This is a genomic window from Streptomyces sp. NBC_01439 (assembly GCF_036227605.1).
Lineage (GTDB): Bacteria > Actinomycetota > Actinomycetes > Streptomycetales > Streptomycetaceae > Streptomyces.
In genome coordinates this window covers 7,303,211-7,319,985 of the sequence record NZ_CP109487.1, presented here as the reverse complement: position 1 = coordinate 7,319,985, position 16,775 = coordinate 7,303,211, and the positions used below count along the sequence as shown (strand labels likewise).

Here is a 16,775-nt window from a genome sequence, read left to right as displayed (position 1 = left end):
TCTATGTTTCGTGAGGTCAGACCGAGTACTTCTCGTGCGGGATGCCGCGCTCCCAGACCGCTTCGAACGCGGCCGACGCCATGTGAGCCACGGCCGGTTCAGAGCGAACCTCCCAGCCCGGCTCGGACCAGTTTCCATCTCCGGAGAAGTGGTTGAAGAGCGCGATCTCTCCGTCGAATACCCAGCAGTCGTTTCCGGGAAGCGCGATGTCCGACGCCTGCCGCCTGGGCAGCCAGCGGACTTGTTCCCCGGCGTGGAGATTGACCACGGTGCCGGCGTGCTCGTACCGGATGTAATCCGTGACCGGTTCCGAGACAACCCGAGCGCGGCGGACGACTACGCCTCGGGCCACAGTGCCGCGAATCAAATCAACCCACGGTGCCCAGTAGGCAGACGCCGGGTCCACGTCGCGCTGGCTCGTGCGCTTCCAGTGCTCGTAGTCCTCCGCCTCGTCGCCGACACCGTACGAATCGCGCATCTCCAGGTGCACGGCCGAGTGCTTGGCCGCTGCCAAGAGCTCGTTAAAGCCCGGCTCGTTCCGCGACATCACACGCCTCCCTGAGCATCGGCACCATGCGGGCCGGAATCCGAATCACGGCTTCGTGCGGAGGGATGCCCGGGGCATGTCCGGGAGCTTCGAACGCCGCACACTCAGCCTCCAGCTTCTCGTCTGGCTTCCAGCCCTGAAGCACCAGCTCCCCCTTCTCCTCGTCCACCCAAACGGTGGGGGAACCCTGCTGCCCGGTGTCTGGATCAATCCCGATGAACCGTAGTGCCATGACTGCCTCCGGTGTCGAGTGGCTTACGCCAACTTGCACGAGCTTCGTCCTGAGAGCACTGCGACGTCAAGGTTCGCGAGCCTCTCCACGGCCGCTGTAGAGCGGTTCTCAGCCAGCCTGGAGGCCCTGCCGTAAGGAGGAGCGGACCGGGATGGTCACGTGACCAACGCATGACCAACAGCGGTCCGAAACAGGCAGAAACAGCAGGTGAGGGTGACCAACCGTGGTAGGCCCTGGACAGCCTCCACAGGGGTATTCGTGCAGGTCAGCTAACTAAGAAGCTGGTGCCCGAGTGGAGAGTTCAAGTCCCCCCTCGGACACCATGGTCAAACGACCTGGAAGAGCCGGTCAGAGTGATGTGAAGTCACTCTGGCCGGCTCTTTCGTTGTCCCCTGCCGGGCGGCGCCCCGGTGGAACCGGCCGTTCCTAACGGTGCCGGTCACCGGGGGCGCACCGACTCAGCCCCGGCCGTCCTCCAACCAGGGGCGGAGCTTCTCCGGATTGCGGACCGCCCAGATGCGGGTGACGCGATCGCCGCTGAGCTCGAACGCCGCCACGGTCACGGTGACCCCGGTGTGCTGGGCGACCAGGCCGGGCCGTCCGTTGACCGAGCGTTCGAGGAGCTCCAGTCCGGGAGCCCTGTCGGCGATCTGGATCAGGTACTCGGCGATGCGCGCACTGCCCTCGACCGGACGCAGGGCGGCGCCGACCAGCCCGCCGCCGTCGGCGATCATCGCGGCGTCGGGTGCCAACAGACCGACGAGGGCCTTGATGTCCCTGGCCTCCCACGCCTCCTTGAAGTTCCGTACCAGAGGGGCCTGTCCGGCCGTCGGGGCCGTCGGGACCTGCGCGGCGCCCACGCGTCGGCGGGCCGACGTCGCCAGTTGCCGGCAGGCCGCCGGCGTCCGGCCGACGATCCGGGCTATCTCGGCGAAGGGGTAGCGGAAGACGTCGTGGAGGACGAAGGCGACGCGTTCGGCCGGGGTCATCGATTCCAGTACGACGAGGAAGGCCATGTTGACCGACTCGTCCAGGGTGACCCGGTCCGCCGGATCGACCGGCCCGGCCCCGCCGCCCGCCGGCCCGCTGATCCACTCCGCGCGGTCGGGCAGCGGCTCGGGGACCCATTCGCCGACGTAGCGCTCGCGCCGCGCCCGCGCCGAGCCGAGCAGGTCCAGGCAGATGCGGCCGGCGACCGTCGTCAGCCAGGCGCCGGGCGATTCGACGGCCTCCTGCTTCTGCTTCGGCATCGCGTACCAGCGCGCGTACGTCTCCTGTACCGCGTCCTCGGCCTCGGCCAGCGAACCGAGCAGCCGGTAGGCGAGGTTGGTGAGGTGCGTCCGCTCCCCGACGATCACGTCCAGGGCCGGATCGGACCCGGCGCCCCCGTGCGTGGACGACGTACTCATGCTCACGACCGCTCCCCCGGCCCGCCTCCCGGTGCCCCGCCTCACATTGTGCGGGCCCACGTCGTCGGACTACCGAGACCCTATCGATCTACGCCGTGAGGCAGAAGAGAGGACCGCCACCATGGCCACTCTGACGACGGAGCAGCCGCGTACCTTCACTTTCCTGCAGGTCACCGTCGGCCTGCAGACCCTGGCCATCCTCTTCCAGGCGGTCACCGCCGGGGTGCTGCTGTCCTCGGCCCACGGCGAACTGCTGCACGGCATCGGAGCGCGCGTGATGTACGGGGCGACGATGCTGTACGTGATCGCCGCGGTGCTGGCGTGGCGGCCGGGCGGCGGGTCGCCCCGGCCGATCCTCTACTCGTCGGGGTTCCTCGTCCTCGCCTCGGTGCAGGTGGTCCTGGGCATCGCGCGCGTACCGTCGGTCCATGTCCCCCTGGGTGTCCTGATGTTTGCCCTGAGCCTGCTCGCGCTGAGCCGCAGGCCGTCGGCCCACCGCTCCTGATCCGTGCAACAGGGCAGGTCAGAGCGACGCGATACCGCCCTGACCTGCCCTTTTGCTATGTTGGGACCACATCGTAGGGGCAGACCGGCTGAGGGAGGTCCCGTGATGTGGGCTGAGGGTGCCGGCCCTCGTCCGCTGTTCGGCCAGGACGTGGACGAGGTGGTCGCCGCCGCCCTGGCGGGCGATCCGTCCGATGTGAACCGACTGGTGCGCGAGTACCGACTGCTGCGGCAGGTCCTCGACGGGGCCCGGGCGGGAATCGCCCTGCTCGACACCGACCTGCGCTACCTGTACGTCAGCCCGCACATGGCCGTGATGAACGGCCTGCCCGCCGAGGCGCTGCTGGGGCGGACGCTGAACGAGGTGCTGCCGGACGTCGAGCGCCCCGATGAGGTGCTGCACGAGGTACTGCGGGACGGGCGCCCCCGGGAACTCGTCCTGGAGGGCCGCACCCTGGCCGATTCCCCGTACGAGTCGCGGGTGTGGCGGGGGACCTACCACCGACTGGAGGAGGACGGGCGCGTACTGGGGCTGGCGGGCATCGGCCTGGAGGTCAGCGCCCCCAGGGAGCGGCAGCGGGAGCTGTCGCGCACCAACCGGCGCCTGCTCCTGCTGGACACCGCCGCGGTGCGGGTCGGCACCACCCTCGACGTGGACACCACCTGTCGCGAGCTGACCGAGTTCCTGGTTCCCGGGCTGGCCGACGCCGCGAGCGTGGAGCTCATCCCGCGGGAGGGGCCGGGCGGGGGGCTGCCCGCCGGCGGGGCCCTACGGCTGCGCCGGGTCGCCGTGGCCTCGGTACGGGAACTTTCGCCGCGGGTGCGGGTGCTCGGCGCGGCCGGGGAGCACGTGGACTACCAGCCCGGCTCCGCGGTCAGGCAGTGCCTGGAGAGCGGTGAACCGTGGCGGGGCAACTTCTCCTCCGACGAGGCCTTCAGCCGGGCGGCGCCGAGCGCGGACCGGGTCTCCGCGTACCGGGAGGCGGGCATCCACTCGGGTGTCGTGGTCCCGCTGATCGCCCAGGACCGCCCGATCGGCACCCTCACGCTGGTGCGTGCCGGGGATTCGCCGGCCTTCGGGCTCGAGGACGTCGTCGTGGCCCGCACCCTGGCGGAGCGGGCGGCCGCCAGTCTCGCCAAGGCGGAGCGGTTCGCCCGGGAGCAGGGGATGGCCCTCGAACTGCAGCAGGCGCTGCTGTCCGAGCCCACCTTCCCGCACGACGACCTGGAAGTGGCCTCCCGCTACCTGCCCTCCGGCACGGGTGTCCTGGTGGGCGGGGACTGGTTCGACTGCCTGGCGCTGCCCGGCGGCCGCACCCTGCTGGTGATGGGCGACGTGATGGGCCACGGGGTCGAGGCGGCGGTCGCCATGAGCCACTACCGCTCCCTCATCCGCGCGCTGGCCGCGTCCGGGAACCCTCCGGCGGACATCCTGCGCGAGGCGGACCAGGTCGTTTTCGCGGGCGGTCTGGACCGGGTCGCCACCTGCCTGCTCGTCCTGGTCGACCGGGCCGCCGGGACGTGCGTCCACGCGAGCGCCGGGCACCTGCCCGCCATGGTCATCGGCCGCGGGCAGGGCCCTTTCCTGGCACCGGTCCCGGTGGGCCCGCCGCTGGGCACCGGCTACGGCCGGTACGAGGACGCGTCCTTCGAACTCAAGCCGGGTTGTGTCCTGATGCTCTTCACGGACGGCCTGGTCGAACGCCGGGGCGAGGACATCGAGGCTTCCCTGCAACGGCTCACCGGCATTCCGCTACCGGTGGACGGGGCCCTGAACGAGGTCATCGACACGGTGCTCGCGGCGCTGCGGGTCACCGACGCGGAGGACGACGTCACGGTCCTGGCCGCCCGCACCGCCGCACGGCGGGGACACTAGGCCGATTCCTGGGCCGGCGTGGCGAAGCCCCCGCACCGGACGGGTCCGGTGCGGGGGCTTCGACGGTCGTGGGATCAGCGGCGGGTGGTGGCGAGTTCGGCCACCCGGCCGCGGACCAGGTACCAGCCGCCGACCAGGGCGGCGCCGATGACCGGGACGAAGAGGACCGTGGTGCGGCCGACGCCGCCGTCGCACCACATCAGGACCAGCACCGTGAACAGGAAGACCAGGGTGACGATCTGGGTGTACGGGGCCCAGGGCAGGCGGTACGAGGGGCGCTCCACGAGGCCCTGCTGGGCGCGGCGCCAGAAGAACAGCGAGCAGATCATGACCATGGCCCAGGTGCCGAGGATGCCCAGCGAGGCGAAGTTCAGGACGAGCTCGAAGGCGTCCTTCGGCATGAAGGCGTTCAGCCCGACGCCCGCGAGGCCGAAGGCGGCGGTGAACAGGACGCCGCCGTAGGGGACCTTGCCCTTGTTCATGACGCCGGTGAACTTGGGGGCGGAGCCGGACAGGGACATCGAGCGCAGGATGCGGCCGGTGGAGTAGAGGCCGGAGTTCAGGCTGGAGAGGGCGGCCGTCAGGACGACGAGGTTCATGATGCCGGCGGCGCCGGGGACGCCGAGCTTGTCGAAGACGGTGACGAAGGGGCTCTGGTCGGAGCTGTACGCGGTGTAGGGCAGGAGGAGGGCGAGGAGGACGACCGAGCCGACGTAGAAGAGGCCCACGCGCCACATGATCGAGTTGATCGCCTTCGGCATGATCTTCTCGGGGTTCTCGGTCTCGCCGGCGGCGACTCCGCAGAGCTCGACGGAGGCGTACGCGAAGACGACGCCCTGGATCACCAGGAGCATCGGGAGGACGCCGGAGGGGAAGAGGCCGCCGTTGTCGGTGATGTTGGCGAGGCCGGGGGTGGTGCCGCCGATGTCGTGGCTGGTGGCGACGAGCCAGATGCCGACGATCAGGAAGACGACGAGGGCGGCGACCTTGACGAGCGAGAACCAGAACTCCATCTCGCCGAAGTACTTCACCGAGATCAGGTTGGCGGTGAGCACGATGGCGAGGGCGATGAAGGCGAGGACCCACTGGGGGACGTCGGTGAACAGCGACCAGAAGTGCGCGTAGGTCGCGGCGGCCGTGATGTCGGCGACGGTGGTCGTGGACCAGTTCAGGAAGTACAGCCAACCGGCCGTGTAGGCGCCCTTCTCTCCCATGAATTCACGGGCGTAGGAGACGAAGGCGCCGGAGGAGGGCCGGTAGAGGACGAGCTCGCCGAGGGCCCGGACGACGAAGAAGGCGAAGACTCCGCACACCGCGTAGGCGATCGCGAGGGAGGGGCCGGCGCCGGCGAGGCGGCCGCCCGCGCCGAGGAAGAGGCCGGTGCCTATGGCCCCGCCGATCGCGATCATGTTGATGTGACGGGACTTGAGGTCCTTGCTGTAGCCCTCGTCGCCGGCGTCGACATGGCGGGTCGGCGCCGGTGCGGGTGCCTCGGTCAAGGTGCGGTCACTCAGGTCACTCATGTAGGACTTCGCCTTCGTGGGTGGGACAAGGCAAGCCCGGGCCGCCGCGCAGGGGAGCTGGGTGGTGTCCCCTGTGCTGCGATCCGGGTGGTTTGGTCGCAACAGGAGACCATGAGGCTCCGCTCCCCTCCAAAAGCACCCCCTACATACCGAAGCCCCCGACGACCATGGAAACGGGTGCCGGAGGCTTCGTAGGGGCTGGAAAGCGAGGTCAGTCGCCGGGGGTTCCCTCTGCCGCCTGGTCGAGGCGGAAGGCCTCGTTGCCGAGGCCGATGCGGGCGTGCACCTCGGGGCGGCTGCGGCGTAGCAGGGCTCCGTAGGCCAGGCCGATCACGACGGCGGCGCCGATGATGCCGGGCAGCACCCAGCTGAGCGCGGAGCCCTGCTCGGCGCTGACCAGGACGCCGAAGTCCTTGACGGTGTAGACGGCGATGGCGAGCAGGGCGAGGCCGGAGGCGCCGGCCGCGACGAGGCGCCAGACCTGGGCGCCGGCGGTGCCGCGGCGGACGAAGAAGGCGATGACGGCGAAGGAGGCGGCGGCCATGAGGAGGGTCACGCCGAGGGCGCCGACGCTGCCCATCCAGGTGAACAGGTGCAGTACGGGGGTGGTGGGGTCGGGCGGCTGCACCGCGACGGCCGGGTCGGCGGGGGCCTTGTCCTCGGTGAGCGCGAAGGCGATCACGACGAGGGCGGCGACGCCGGTCTGCAGCAGGGAGCCGGTGGCGGGGGCGCCGGTGCCGGCGTTGGTGCGGCCGAAGGTGGCCGGGAGCAGGCCCTCGCGGCCCATGGCGAAGGCGTAGCGGGCGACCACGTTGTGGAAGCTGAGCATGGCCGCGAACATTCCGGTCACGAAGAGGACGTGCAGGACGTCGGTGAAGGTGGTGCCGAGGCGGGCCTCGGTGAGTTGGAAGAGCAGGGTGGGGCCCGCCTCGGCGGAGGTCTTGACGACCTCGGAGGGGCCGGTGGCGACGGTGAGGGCCCAGGCGCTGACGGCGAAGAAGAGGGCGACGAAGCCGACGGCGAGGAACATCACGCGCGAGACGACGATGTGCGGCTTGCTGGTCTCCTCGGCGTAGACCGGGGACTGCTCGAAGCCGACGAAGGCGGCGATGCAGAAGCAGAGGGCGGTGCCGAAGCCGGCTCCGCCCAGGGTCTCGGGGTTGAAGGCGTGGAGCGAGAGGCCTTCGGCGGCCGGCTTGGCGATGGCGGCGACGTCGAAGACGACGACCAGGACGCACTCGACGAGGAGGAGGACCCCGAGGACCTTCGCGTTGAGGTCGATCTTGAGCCAGCCGAGCGCGCCGGTGGCGGCGACGGCGAGCAGCGCCGGTATCCACCAGGAGAGTTCGATGTCCAGGTAGGTGGCGAAGAGGCCGGATATTTCGAAGCCGAGGATGCCGAAGACGCCGACCTGCATGGCGCTGTACGCGACGAGGGCGACGAGGGCGGCGCCCGCGCCAGCGGTGGGGCCGAGGCCGCGGGCGATGTACGCGTAGAAGGCGCCGGCGTTGTGGACGTGGCGGCTCATCTCGGCGTAGCCAACGCTGAAGAGCGCGAGGACGGCGCCGAGGATGACGAAGAGCAGGGGCTGGCCGACGATGCCCATGACCCCGAAGGTCGTGGGCATGACACCGGCGACGACCATCAGGGGCGCGCTGGCGGCGAGCACGGACAGGAGCAGCCCTGCGGTGCCGAGGCGGTCGGCGCGCAGGGCCCGGTCCTGGCCCTTGTACGTACGGATCTCGGCCGGGTCTTGGAGCGTGGAGGATCTGCCCGTCGGCATGGCGGCGTCCTTTCGGGGGGCGTGGTGCTCGGGGGATGGGCGTCTTTCTGGGGGGGCGCTCGCGGGTGTCGTCCGGCCGGTGGCGTCCGGCGGGCGGTGCTGGTCAGGCGGTGCCGAGGGCGACGCCGCGGGCGGCGAGGAAGGCCTCGTGCGGGTCCCGGTCCGGATAGGACCAGGGGGCGCGGGTGGCATGGCTGCCGATGCGGTGGAAGAGGGCGGCGGCCTCGGCGGGGCGACCCTCGCAGAGTTTGGCGTGCGCGAGGAAGTTGAGGTCGACGCGGTTGCGGGGGTGGTCCTCGCGCTCCCACTCCAGCCACCAGTCGAAGGCGGAGCGCAGGACCTGGCGGGCGCGGCGGCCCGCCCAATGGGCGGCGGCCGACTCGGGCGAGTGGCCGTGCGTGGCGGCAAGCACCCGGTACCGCTCGGCGTGCGCGACGACCGGGAGCACGGCGAGCGGGGAGTCGGCCGGGGACTCCTCGGCGGCCCAGGACGCGAAGTCGTAGACCTCGTGGAGCGGGTCCTGGCCGGAGCCGAGGGCACGTTCGGCCAGTCTGGCGACCATCAGGTGATGGGCGTGGTGGTGCTCGCGGTGACGGGCCCGGACCTGGTCGAAGTGGCGGCTGAACTCCTCCTCGCTGCCGAAGGCGCGGGAGAGGAGGAGGAGCCCGAGCCAGGGCGTCGGGTCCGCCGGGTGCAGGGCGGCGGCCCGGCGGCAGGCCGCTTCGGCCGTGGCCGGGGTGCCCTTCTGGCGCAGGGCGGTGAAGACGGCGGCGCAGGCGAGCAGGGTGGCGGCGTCGGCGCTCTCCGGTTCGGCGAGCAGCCACTCGCGGGCCCAGGCGGTGGCCGCCGGGGTCTGCGCGAGGACGGTGACGCGGTGGCCGCGGCGGTCCCAGTCGTCGCCGGTGCCGACGAGGAGGGCACGGGCCCGGGCCCACCGCCCTTGGGTGAACTGGGAGCGCACGTCGACGAGTTCGGCGTCGCACAGGGCCGGGTCGAAGAGCCGGGCGTCCCGCTTGCGGGCGCGGCCGAGGGGCGGCGGAGGCGGGGACATCCGCGGGTTTCCCTCCAAGACGCGGGCGGACGGGGGCGGGGCGGCGACGGCCTCCCCCGCGCGCAGTGCGCACGCGCGCGGTCGGACCGTGAGGTCGGGGGATCGTGCCGGTGGGGCCCCGTAGGGGCTCCGGAGAACTGCGGAGGAACGGCGAGGAACGGCGGTGGCGCTGGTTCGGGTCTCCGACGTGCGTGCGGAATCCGATCGGAACTCCGTTGAGCACTCTGGTGATCACGCACAGCAAAGCGGTATGCGCAGCTCCGAGTCAAGGTCCAGTCCACTGCGTGGCGCGTTTCAACTGCTCTGACGGTCGTGCCAGTTGGGTGGCGATAATCGTTCCGGTGGGCCGCGGGCGGCGCCGTAGGGTGGCCGCATGACTGCACACGACGATCTTCCCCCGTACCTGCTGGGGTTCCCCGGACCCTTGCGCGACCAGCTGGTCGCGGCCGTGCTGAGCGGGGCGAAGACCAGCACCACCGGCCTGCTCGCGGAGTACGAGGCGGAGCGGGAACCGCTGCCGGAGCCCGGCGCGCGGTCCCTGCTCGTCGACTCCGACGAGCGCGGGGTGGCGGTGGTGGAGGTGACGGCCGTGGAGGTGCTACGGCTCGCTGACGTGGGGCTGGAGCACGCCCTCGACGAGGGCGAGGGGTACACGTCGGTGGCCGAATGGCGTACGGCGCACGAGGAGTTCTGGCACAGCGAGCCGGTGCGCACGGTGATCGGCGACCCGGGATTCACGGTGGCCGACGACACCCTCGTCATCGCGGAACGGTTCCGCGTCACCGAGCGGCTCGTCTGACGTCCCCCCGACTCGCGACGGACCGTACGCACCGGGCCGGCCCCGTACGACCGGCCGCGCGGCGGAGTCGGACTCAGCCGACCGCCTGCGCCGCGGCGCGGCCCGCCGCCCGGCCCGAGAAGATGCACCCGCCGAGGAAGGTGCCCTCCAGGGCCCGGTAGCCGTGCACCCCGCCACCGCCGAATCCGGCCGCCTCGCCCGCCGCGTAGACGCCCGGCAGCGGATCGCCCGACGCGGTCAGGACGCGGGAGGAGAGGTCGGTCTCCAGGCCGCCCAGGGACTTGCGGGTCAGGATGGACAGCCGTACCGCGATCAGCGGACCGGCGCCGGGATCGAGGATCCGGTGCGGGGCGGCCGTGCGGATCAGCTTGTCGCCCAGATATCTGCGCGCGCCGTGGATGGCGGTGACCTGGAGGTCCTTGGTGAAGGGGTTGGCGATCTCCCGGTCGCGGGCCACGATCTCGCCCCGGACGGTGGCCTCGTCGAGGAGGTCCTCCTTGGTGACCGTGTTCATCCCGCGGACCAGGGCGGACAGGTCCCGCTCGACGACGAAGTCGGCGCCGTGGTCCATGAAGGCCCGGACCGGGCCGGGTACGGCCTGGCGCGCGCGGGTGAGGACGCCGCGCACCGACTTTCCGGTCAGGTCCGGGTTCTGCTCGGAGCCGGAGAGGGCGAACTCCTTGCCGATGATGCGCTCGTTGAGCACGAACCAGGTGTGGTCGTGGCCGGTCTTCATGATGTGGTCGAGGGTGCCGAGGGTGTCGAAGCCCGGGAAGAGCGGCACGGGTAGCCGCTTGCCCGTCGCGTCCAGCCACAGCGGAGAGGGGCCGGGCAGGATGCGAATGCCGTGCCGGGCCCAGATCGGGTCCCAGTTCTGGATGCCCTCGGTGTAGTGCCACATCCGGTCCTTGTTGATGTGGCTGGCACCGGCCCGCTCCGCGATGCCGAGCATCAGACCGTCGACGTGCGCCGGGACCCCGGAGAGCATCCGCTGCGGCGGGGTGCCGAGCCGGTCCGGCCACTGTGCGCGGACGAGGTCGTGGTTGCCGCCGATGCCGCCGCTGGTGACGATCACGGCCTGGGCCCGCAGAGTGAAGGTGCCGGTGGTCTCGCGGCTGCTGGCGGTGCCGCGCACGGCGTCGGAGGGTTCGAGGATCTCGCCCGTCACGGTGTCCACCGCGCCGGCCGTGGCGGAGAGCCCGGTGACCCGGTGGCGGAACGCCAACCGGACCAGGCCGCGGGCCACGCCCGCCCGCACCCGCCGCTCGAAGGGCTGCACCAGGCCGGGGCCGGTGCCCCAGGTGATGTGGAAGCGGGGTACGGAGTTCCCGGGGCCGCCCGCGTCGTAGCCGCCGCGCTCCGCCCAGCCGACCACCGGGAAGAAGCGGACGCCCCGGGCGTGCAGCCAGGATCGCTTCTCGCCGGCCGCGAAGTCGACGTAGGCCTCGGCCCAGCGGCGCGGCCAGGCGTCCTCCTCGCGGTCGAACCCGGCGGTGCCCAGCCAGTCCTGGAGGGCGAGCGCGTGACTGTCCTTGATCCGCATCCGGCGCTGTTCGGGCGAGTCCACGAAGAACAGCCCGCCGAAGGACCAGTGCGCCTGGCCGCCGATGGACCGCTCCGGCTCCTGGTCGAGCAGGATGACCTTGCGGCCCGCGTCGACGAGCTCGGCGGTGGCCACGAGCCCCGCGAGTCCGGCTCCGATCACGATCACGTCTGCGTCGTACGTCATGCGGTTACCCGTCCTCCGTCGGTGGTGGGGCAGATCCTTGGCTACGGAGCGGTAACCAGTCAACAGCGGTGGTTGGATGACCCGTATGAGTGCAGCTGACGAAGTGCTGGACGTGGTGGACCGGGACGACCGGGTCGTCGGACGGGCCCCGCGGGGCGAGGTGTACGCCCGCGGGCTCCTCCACCGCTGTGTGTTCGTGCTGGCAAGGGACGCGGAGGGGCGGATCTTCGTACACCGGCGGACCGCCTCGAAGCTGGTCTTCCCCGCGCACTACGACATGTTCGTGGGCGGGGTGCTGGGCGCCGGCGAGGACTACCCGCAGGCCGCGCTGCGCGAGGCCGAGGAGGAGCTAGGGGTGCGGGGGCTGGCGCAGCCGACGCCGCTGTTCAAGTTCCTGTACGAGGGCCCGGGCGGGGCCTGGTGGTCGTACGTGCACGAGGTGCGGTGCGAGCTGCCCGTGGACCCGCAGGTCTCGGAGGTCGACTGGCACGCGTACCTCACCCAGGAGGAACTGGACCGGCGGGTGGACGGCGGGAAGTGGGCCTGGGTGCCGGACGGGCTGGAGGCGTACCGGCGGCTGCGCGCGCATCCGGAATCCCGCTTGTAGATTTATCGGGTGATCGACTTCGTCAAGGACGTGCGCCTCTGGTTCGCACCCTCGCGGCTGAGGGACGAGGGCGAGACCCCGGACTACCGCTTCTCGCTGGCCAACGAGCGGACCTTCCTCGCCTGGATCCGGACCTCGCTGGCCCTGGTGGGCGGCGGTTTCGCCGTCGACCAGTTCCTGCCGGACCTGCGCTGGGGGGTGCGGGTCGGGATGGCCTTCACGCTGCTCGCGGTGGGCGCGGCCTGCGCGCTGCGGGCGGTGAACCACTGGGTGCGGTGCGAGCGGGCGATGCGGCGGGGTGAGGACCTGCCGCTGTCGCGCTTCCCGGTGCTGCTGAGCCTGGGCGTGGGGCTGGTGGCGGTGATGATGGTGGTGGTCGTGCTGCTGGGTTGGACCGTGGGCCGGTGAGCACCTCGGGCACGGACCGCGATGCCGGACTCCAGCCCGAGCGGACCCGGCTCGCATGGCGGCGCACGACGCTGGCCTCCTCGGTGGTGGCGGTGCTGGCGGTGCGGCAGGCGTTGCGCGGGACGGGCGCGCCGGTGGAGCTGGCCGGGGCGGCGGCCATCGCGCTGATCTGGCTGGCGTTCCTGTGGGTGGCGCACCGGCGGATCCGGGCGCTGGCGGCCGGCCGGCCGCGGGACCTCGCGCCGCGGGCGGCCCTGGCGGTGGTGGCGTGCACGGTGGCATTCGCGGCTTTCGCGATCACGGTGATCTTCTGAGCCACCGGCCGGTGCGATGATCACGTTTCGCCGCGCCACTACGACAGAACGGGCGATACCCGGCAATTCACACTAACCTCGGCGCCATGACGACCCTGCACCACGAACACCCCACGCACCAGCACACGCACGGCGCGGACTGCGGGCACCAGGCGGTCTCGCACGGCGACCACGTCGACTACGCGCACGACGGCCACCTGCACCGGGAGCACTCGGGGCACTGGGACGAGTGCGAGCCCAGCGGGCACACCGCGCACGAAGGCCACGCGCACGCGCACGGGGCAGACTGCGGGCACGAAACGGTCCGGCACGGCGATCACGTGGACTACCTGCACGACGGGCACCGGCACGCGGAGCACGACGGGCACTACGACGACCACTGACCGGTACCACTGACCGGACTCCCGAAGCGGCTCCCGACCGGACCGTCGACCGGACCGCCGGCTGGAGGTCCGGTCGGGTGCGGCACCCGCCCTCCCCCGGCGCGGCAACGGCTGGCAGGATGCCGACCGTTCGTGGAAGCGACCCGGGGAGAGCGCAGATGTCCGCCGAAGAGCCGTACCTCGTCCAGCCGGCACCGGGGGTGTACGCCTACGTCCAGCCGGACGGCGGCTGGTGCCTCAACAACGCCGGATTCGTGACCGACGGGGGCCGGACCCTGCTCGTGGACACCGCCGCCACCGAGCGCCGGGCCCTGGCCCTGCGCGCCGCCGTCCAGGCGGCCGGGGCGCCGCTCCCCCGCACCGTGGTCAACACCCACCACCACGGCGACCACACGTACGGGAACGGCGTGTTCGCCCCCGAGGCACTGGTCCTCGGGCACGACAACGCACGGTCCGAGCAGCTCGCGGCCGGGCACCAGCTGGAGCTGATCTGGCCCGCCACGGACTTCGGCGCGATCGACATCGTGCCGCCCGATCTCACCTACAGCGACCGGGCGACCTTGCACGTCGGCGCGACGGAGGTGCAGGTCATCCACCCGGGCGTCGCGCACACCACCGGGGACTCGGTCGTGTGGCTGCCCGGGCAGCGGGTGGTCTTCACCGGCGACCTGGTCTTCGCTGGGGGGACGCCGTTCCTGGCGATGGGTTCCCTCGCCGGCTCGCTGCGGGCGCTGGAGCGCTTGCGTTCGCTGGATGCGGAGACCGTCGTACCGGGCCACGGACCCCTGACCGACCCCTCGGCCTACGACTCCACCGAGCGCTACCTGCGGTACGTGGCCGAACTCGCCCGGGAGGGGCGGGCGAAGGGGCTGTCGCCGCTGGAGGTGGCCCAGCAGGCCGACCTCGGCGAGTTCGGCTCCTGGCGGGAGAGCGAGCGGCTGGTGGCGAACGTGCACCGGGCGTACGCGGAACTGGCCGGCCGGCCGGAGGGCGCGCCGCTGGACATCCTGGCGGTCCTGACGGACATGACGGTGATGAACGGCGGAACACCGATCCTCTGCCACGCCTGACGGCACCGGGCATCGCCGGATGTCGGTGGATGTCGGCGGGCGGGGAGTTTTCTTTCCGCCCGACCTCTAGACGACATACCGACTGGTCGGCATGATGGCTCGCGACGACGCTCCGACGCGCCGTCGCCCTTCTTCCCGTCTCGTCGAATCGCACGGAGGTGCGCACCATGACCTCAGCCCCGGCCGACCCGCGCGGTCTGGATCTGGAGCGGCTGCGCGGTCATCTCGACCGGGTCAGGCCGGGCCTCGTGACCGGGACGCTGCGCGGCCGGCTCATCGAAGGCGGCCGGTCGAACCTCACGTACGAGATCACCGACGGGAGTGCCCGCTGGGTGGTCCGCCGGCCGCCGCTGGGCCACGTACTGGCCACCGCGCACGACATGCGGCGCGAGCACCGGGTCATCGAGGCGCTGCACGGCACGGCGGTGCCGGTGCCCGAGCCGCTGCTCCTGTGCGAGGACGAGGCCGTGCTCGGGGCGCCGTTCTACGTCATGGAGTTCGTGGACGGGGTGCCGTACCGGACGGCCGAGCAGCTCGCCGCGATCGGCCCGGAGCGGACCCGGCGGGCGGTGCTGGGCCTGGTGGACACCCTGGTGGACCTCCACGCGGTGGACCCGGAAGCGGTGGGCCTGGCCGACTTCGGCCGGCCCGAGGGCTTCCTGGACCGGCAGCTGCGCCGCTGGGGCAAGCAGCTCGCGGCCTCCCGGGGCCGGGAGCTCGCCGGGATCGACGAGCTGCACGGCGCGCTCGGCCGGACGCTGCCCGACTCCCCCGCCCCGACCGTGGTGCACGGGGACTTCCGCCTCGACAACGTCCTGATCGGCGGATCCCCGTCCGGCCCCGACACCGTCCGCGCGGTGCTGGACTGGGAGATGTCCACGCTCGGGGATCCGCTGACCGACCTCGGGCTGCTGGTGATGTACAGCTCGGACCTGGGCCTGACCGGATCGCCGGTCAGTACGACGAGCGGTGCGCCGGGCCATCCGACGCCGGCCGAACTCGTCGAGCGGTACGCCGCCCGCTCGGGCCGGGACACCGGGGCGATCGCCTGGTACACGGCCTTCGCCTGGTTCAAGCTCGCCGTGATCCTCGAGGGCATCCACTACCGCTACACGTTGGGCCAGACCGTCGGGGCGGGCTTCGACCGGATCGGCGAACTGGTCCCGGTCTTCATCGAGCACGGACTGACCACGCTCCAGAACCGCCAGGAAGGCTGAGGCACCCACCCATGGATTTCGCATTCGACGCCCGGACCGAGGAACTCCGCGAGCGGCTGCTCGCGTTCATGGAGGAGTACGTCTACCCGGCGGAGCCCGTCGCCGCCGAGCAGCGCGCACGGCTGGCCTCGCCCTGGGACACCCCGGCCGTCTTCGGTGAACTGAAGGCCGAGGCACGCCGCCAGGGCCTGTGGAACCTCTTCCTCCCCCATGCCGAGCACGGCGCGGGGCTGACCAACCTCCAGTACGCGCCGCTCGCCGAGATCACCGGCCGCAGCCCGCACCTGGCTCCGACGGCCACCAACTGCGCGGCCCCGGACACCGGGAACATGGAGCTGCTCGCCCAGTTCGGGAACGAGGAGCAGAGGAAGCGGTGGCTGGAGCCCCTGCTGGCCGGGGAGATCCGCTCCGCCTTCGCGATGACCGAGCCCGAGGTGGCCTCCTCGGACGCGACGAACATCGAGACCCGCATCGAGCGCTCGGCGGACGGTGACGCGTACGTGGTCACCGGCCGCAAGTGGTTTATCTCCGGGGCGATGAACCCGAACTGCGAGGTCTTCATCGTGATGGGCAAGACGGACCCCGAGGGCGCCGATCCGCGCCGCCAGCAGTCGATGGTCCTGGTGCCGCGTGACACCCCCGGGGTCGAGGTGCGCCGGGCCATGACGGTGTACGGGTACGAGGACCACGACCACGGCGGCCACGCCGAGGTGGTCTTCGACGGGGCCCGGGTCCCGGCGGCGAACCTGATCGGCGAAGAGGGGTCCGGCTTCGCCATTGCCCAGGCCCGGCTCGGCCCGGGCCGCATCCACCACTGCATGCGGCTGATCGGGATGGCGGAGCGGGCCATCGAGTTGATGTGCCGGCGCGCGGTGGAACGTACCGCCTTCGGCAAGCCACTGGCCGCCCAGGGCGTCGTACAGAACTGGATCGCCGACGCCCGGGTGACGGTGGAACAGCTGCGGCTGCTGGTGCTGAAGACGGCCTGGCTGATGGACACGGTCGGCAACCGGGGCGCGCACACCGAGATCCAGGCCATCAAGATCGCGACCCCGCGGGCGGTGGTGCGGATCTTGGACGACGCGGTGCAGCTGCACGGCGCGGGCGGGGTGAGCCAGGACTTCCCGCTGGCCGAACTGTGGGCGGCGGCGCGGACCCTGCGGCTGGCCGACGGGCCGGACGAGGTGCACCAGCGGTCGTTGGCGCGGCGGGAGTTGAAGCGGTACGCGGTCGGCCGCTCGTGAACGTGTCGGAATCGTGCGGGAGTTCACGGGAACCTGTGTACGAGGTGAAGGCGGTGCGGCGGACCCTTTAAGAAACCTT

The 16,775-nt window shown here is 71.7% G+C and carries 17 protein-coding genes; 10 read left to right on the top strand and 7 right to left on the bottom strand.

Annotation, left to right across the window (positions count from 1 at the left end; all coding sequences use genetic code 11):
• Window positions 1-16 precede the first annotated feature (16 nt).
• The 3 genes from OG207_RS33310 to sigJ form a co-directional block, all read right to left on the bottom strand.
• On the bottom strand, window positions 17-547 hold the full coding sequence (locus tag OG207_RS33310) for a DUF6879 family protein (protein ID WP_329103696.1): 531 nt from the start codon (window positions 545-547) through the stop codon (window positions 17-19).
• Window positions 522-779 carry a hypothetical protein gene (locus OG207_RS33305; protein ID WP_329103694.1) on the bottom strand — a complete coding sequence of 86 codons (258 nt, stop codon included), beginning with the start codon at window positions 777-779 and terminating at the stop codon, window positions 522-524. The genes OG207_RS33310 and OG207_RS33305 overlap by 26 nt, the downstream gene beginning before the upstream one ends.
• A 458-nt stretch (window positions 780-1,237) precedes the next feature.
• Window positions 1,238-2,188, bottom strand: coding sequence for an RNA polymerase sigma factor SigJ (gene sigJ / locus OG207_RS33300; RefSeq protein WP_329103692.1), 951 nt, complete (start codon window positions 2,186-2,188; stop codon window positions 1,238-1,240).
• 121 nt (window positions 2,189-2,309) lie between these two features.
• Between sigJ and OG207_RS33295 the strand changes: the two genes are divergently transcribed.
• Both OG207_RS33295 and OG207_RS33290 read left to right on the top strand, forming a co-directional pair.
• The gene (locus OG207_RS33295) at window positions 2,310-2,693 is read left to right on the top strand and encodes a hypothetical protein (RefSeq protein WP_329103690.1); all 384 of its coding nucleotides are present in this window, start codon (window positions 2,310-2,312) and stop codon (window positions 2,691-2,693) included.
• A 105-nt stretch (window positions 2,694-2,798) separates the two neighbouring features.
• A complete protein-coding gene (locus tag OG207_RS33290; RefSeq protein ID WP_329103688.1) occupies window positions 2,799-4,568 on the top strand; it encodes a SpoIIE family protein phosphatase in 1,770 nt (589 codons plus the stop codon).
• Window positions 4,569-4,642: 74 nt separating this feature from the next.
• Here the strand turns inward: OG207_RS33290 and OG207_RS33285 are convergent, their stop codons facing one another.
• The 3 genes from OG207_RS33285 to OG207_RS33275 form a co-directional block, all read right to left on the bottom strand.
• A complete protein-coding gene (locus tag OG207_RS33285; protein WP_402696501.1) occupies window positions 4,643-6,082 on the bottom strand; it encodes an amino acid permease in 1,440 nt (479 codons plus the stop codon).
• Between the two features lie 220 nt (window positions 6,083-6,302).
• Entirely contained in the window at window positions 6,303-7,874 is a 1,572-nt protein-coding gene (locus OG207_RS33280; RefSeq protein ID WP_329103684.1) for an APC family permease, read from the bottom strand.
• Between the two features lie 103 nt (window positions 7,875-7,977).
• Window positions 7,978-8,925, bottom strand: coding sequence for a hypothetical protein (locus tag OG207_RS33275; RefSeq protein ID WP_329103682.1), 948 nt, complete (start codon window positions 8,923-8,925; stop codon window positions 7,978-7,980).
• 373 nt (window positions 8,926-9,298) lie between these two features.
• Here OG207_RS33275 and OG207_RS33270 point away from each other — a divergent pair, with 373 nt between their 5' ends.
• Complete coding sequence (locus OG207_RS33270; RefSeq protein WP_329103680.1) at window positions 9,299-9,724, top strand: ASCH domain-containing protein; 426 nt, start codon at window positions 9,299-9,301, stop codon at window positions 9,722-9,724.
• Window positions 9,725-9,797: 73 nt separating this feature from the next.
• On the opposite strand, the gene OG207_RS33265 is transcribed toward OG207_RS33270, so the two are convergent.
• Complete coding sequence (locus OG207_RS33265) at window positions 9,798-11,453, bottom strand: FAD-binding dehydrogenase (RefSeq protein ID WP_329103679.1); 1,656 nt, start codon at window positions 11,451-11,453, stop codon at window positions 9,798-9,800.
• A gap of 85 nt (window positions 11,454-11,538) precedes the next feature.
• On the opposite strand from OG207_RS33265, the gene OG207_RS33260 reads away from it, so the two are divergent.
• The 7 genes from OG207_RS33260 to OG207_RS33230 all read left to right on the top strand — a co-directional run bounded on the left by OG207_RS33260 (window position 11,539) and on the right by OG207_RS33230 (window position 16,696).
• On the top strand, window positions 11,539-12,060 hold the full coding sequence (locus OG207_RS33260) for an NUDIX hydrolase (RefSeq protein WP_329103678.1): 522 nt from the start codon (window positions 11,539-11,541) through the stop codon (window positions 12,058-12,060).
• A gap of 9 nt (window positions 12,061-12,069) precedes the next feature.
• A complete protein-coding gene (locus OG207_RS33255; RefSeq protein WP_329103676.1) occupies window positions 12,070-12,468 on the top strand; it encodes a YidH family protein in 399 nt (132 codons plus the stop codon).
• Window positions 12,465-12,782 (top strand): DUF202 domain-containing protein, encoded by a 318-nt coding sequence (locus tag OG207_RS33250; protein ID WP_329103674.1) that lies wholly within the window; start codon window positions 12,465-12,467, stop codon window positions 12,780-12,782. Before OG207_RS33255 ends, OG207_RS33250 begins: the two co-directional genes overlap by 4 nt.
• An 86-nt stretch (window positions 12,783-12,868) precedes the next feature.
• A complete protein-coding gene (locus OG207_RS33245) occupies window positions 12,869-13,165 on the top strand; it encodes a hypothetical protein (protein ID WP_329103672.1) in 297 nt (98 codons plus the stop codon).
• Between the two features lie 158 nt (window positions 13,166-13,323).
• Entirely contained in the window at window positions 13,324-14,235 is a 912-nt protein-coding gene (locus OG207_RS33240) for an MBL fold metallo-hydrolase (protein ID WP_329103670.1), read from the top strand.
• Between the two features lie 167 nt (window positions 14,236-14,402).
• Window positions 14,403-15,452: a phosphotransferase family protein gene (locus OG207_RS33235; protein ID WP_329103668.1), complete on the top strand. Its 1,050-nt coding sequence runs from the start codon at window positions 14,403-14,405 to the stop codon at window positions 15,450-15,452.
• An 11-nt stretch (window positions 15,453-15,463) separates the two neighbouring features.
• Window positions 15,464-16,696, top strand: a complete 1,233-nt coding sequence (locus OG207_RS33230) for an acyl-CoA dehydrogenase family protein (protein WP_329103666.1) — start codon at window positions 15,464-15,466, stop codon at window positions 16,694-16,696.
• Window positions 16,697-16,775: the final 79 nt, after the last annotated feature.

What these genes read in the sequence shown, in the direction of transcription:
- OG207_RS33310 (WP_329103696.1), bottom strand. Translation starts at nt 547, where the DNA reads ATGTCGCGGAACGAGCCGGGCTTTAACGAGCTCTTGGCAGCGGCCAAG.
- OG207_RS33305 (WP_329103694.1), bottom strand. Translation starts at nt 779, where the DNA reads ATGGCACTACGGTTCATCGGGATTGATCCAGACACCGGGCAGCAGGGT.
- sigJ (WP_329103692.1), bottom strand. Translation starts at nt 2,188, where the DNA reads ATGAGTACGTCGTCCACGCACGGGGGCGCCGGGTCCGATCCGGCCCTG.
- OG207_RS33295 (WP_329103690.1), top strand. Translation starts at nt 2,310, where the DNA reads ATGGCCACTCTGACGACGGAGCAGCCGCGTACCTTCACTTTCCTGCAG.
- OG207_RS33290 (WP_329103688.1), top strand. Translation starts at nt 2,799, where the DNA reads ATGTGGGCTGAGGGTGCCGGCCCTCGTCCGCTGTTCGGCCAGGACGTG.
- OG207_RS33280 (WP_329103684.1), bottom strand. Translation starts at nt 7,874, where the DNA reads ATGCCGACGGGCAGATCCTCCACGCTCCAAGACCCGGCCGAGATCCGT.
- OG207_RS33275 (WP_329103682.1), bottom strand. Translation starts at nt 8,925, where the DNA reads ATGTCCCCGCCTCCGCCGCCCCTCGGCCGCGCCCGCAAGCGGGACGCC.
- OG207_RS33270 (WP_329103680.1), top strand. Translation starts at nt 9,299, where the DNA reads ATGACTGCACACGACGATCTTCCCCCGTACCTGCTGGGGTTCCCCGGA.
- OG207_RS33265 (WP_329103679.1), bottom strand. Translation starts at nt 11,453, where the DNA reads ATGACGTACGACGCAGACGTGATCGTGATCGGAGCCGGACTCGCGGGG.
- OG207_RS33260 (WP_329103678.1), top strand. Translation starts at nt 11,539, where the DNA reads ATGAGTGCAGCTGACGAAGTGCTGGACGTGGTGGACCGGGACGACCGG.
- OG207_RS33245 (WP_329103672.1), top strand. Translation starts at nt 12,869, where the DNA reads ATGACGACCCTGCACCACGAACACCCCACGCACCAGCACACGCACGGC.
- OG207_RS33240 (WP_329103670.1), top strand. Translation starts at nt 13,324, where the DNA reads ATGTCCGCCGAAGAGCCGTACCTCGTCCAGCCGGCACCGGGGGTGTAC.
- OG207_RS33235 (WP_329103668.1), top strand. Translation starts at nt 14,403, where the DNA reads ATGACCTCAGCCCCGGCCGACCCGCGCGGTCTGGATCTGGAGCGGCTG.
- OG207_RS33230 (WP_329103666.1), top strand. Translation starts at nt 15,464, where the DNA reads ATGGATTTCGCATTCGACGCCCGGACCGAGGAACTCCGCGAGCGGCTG.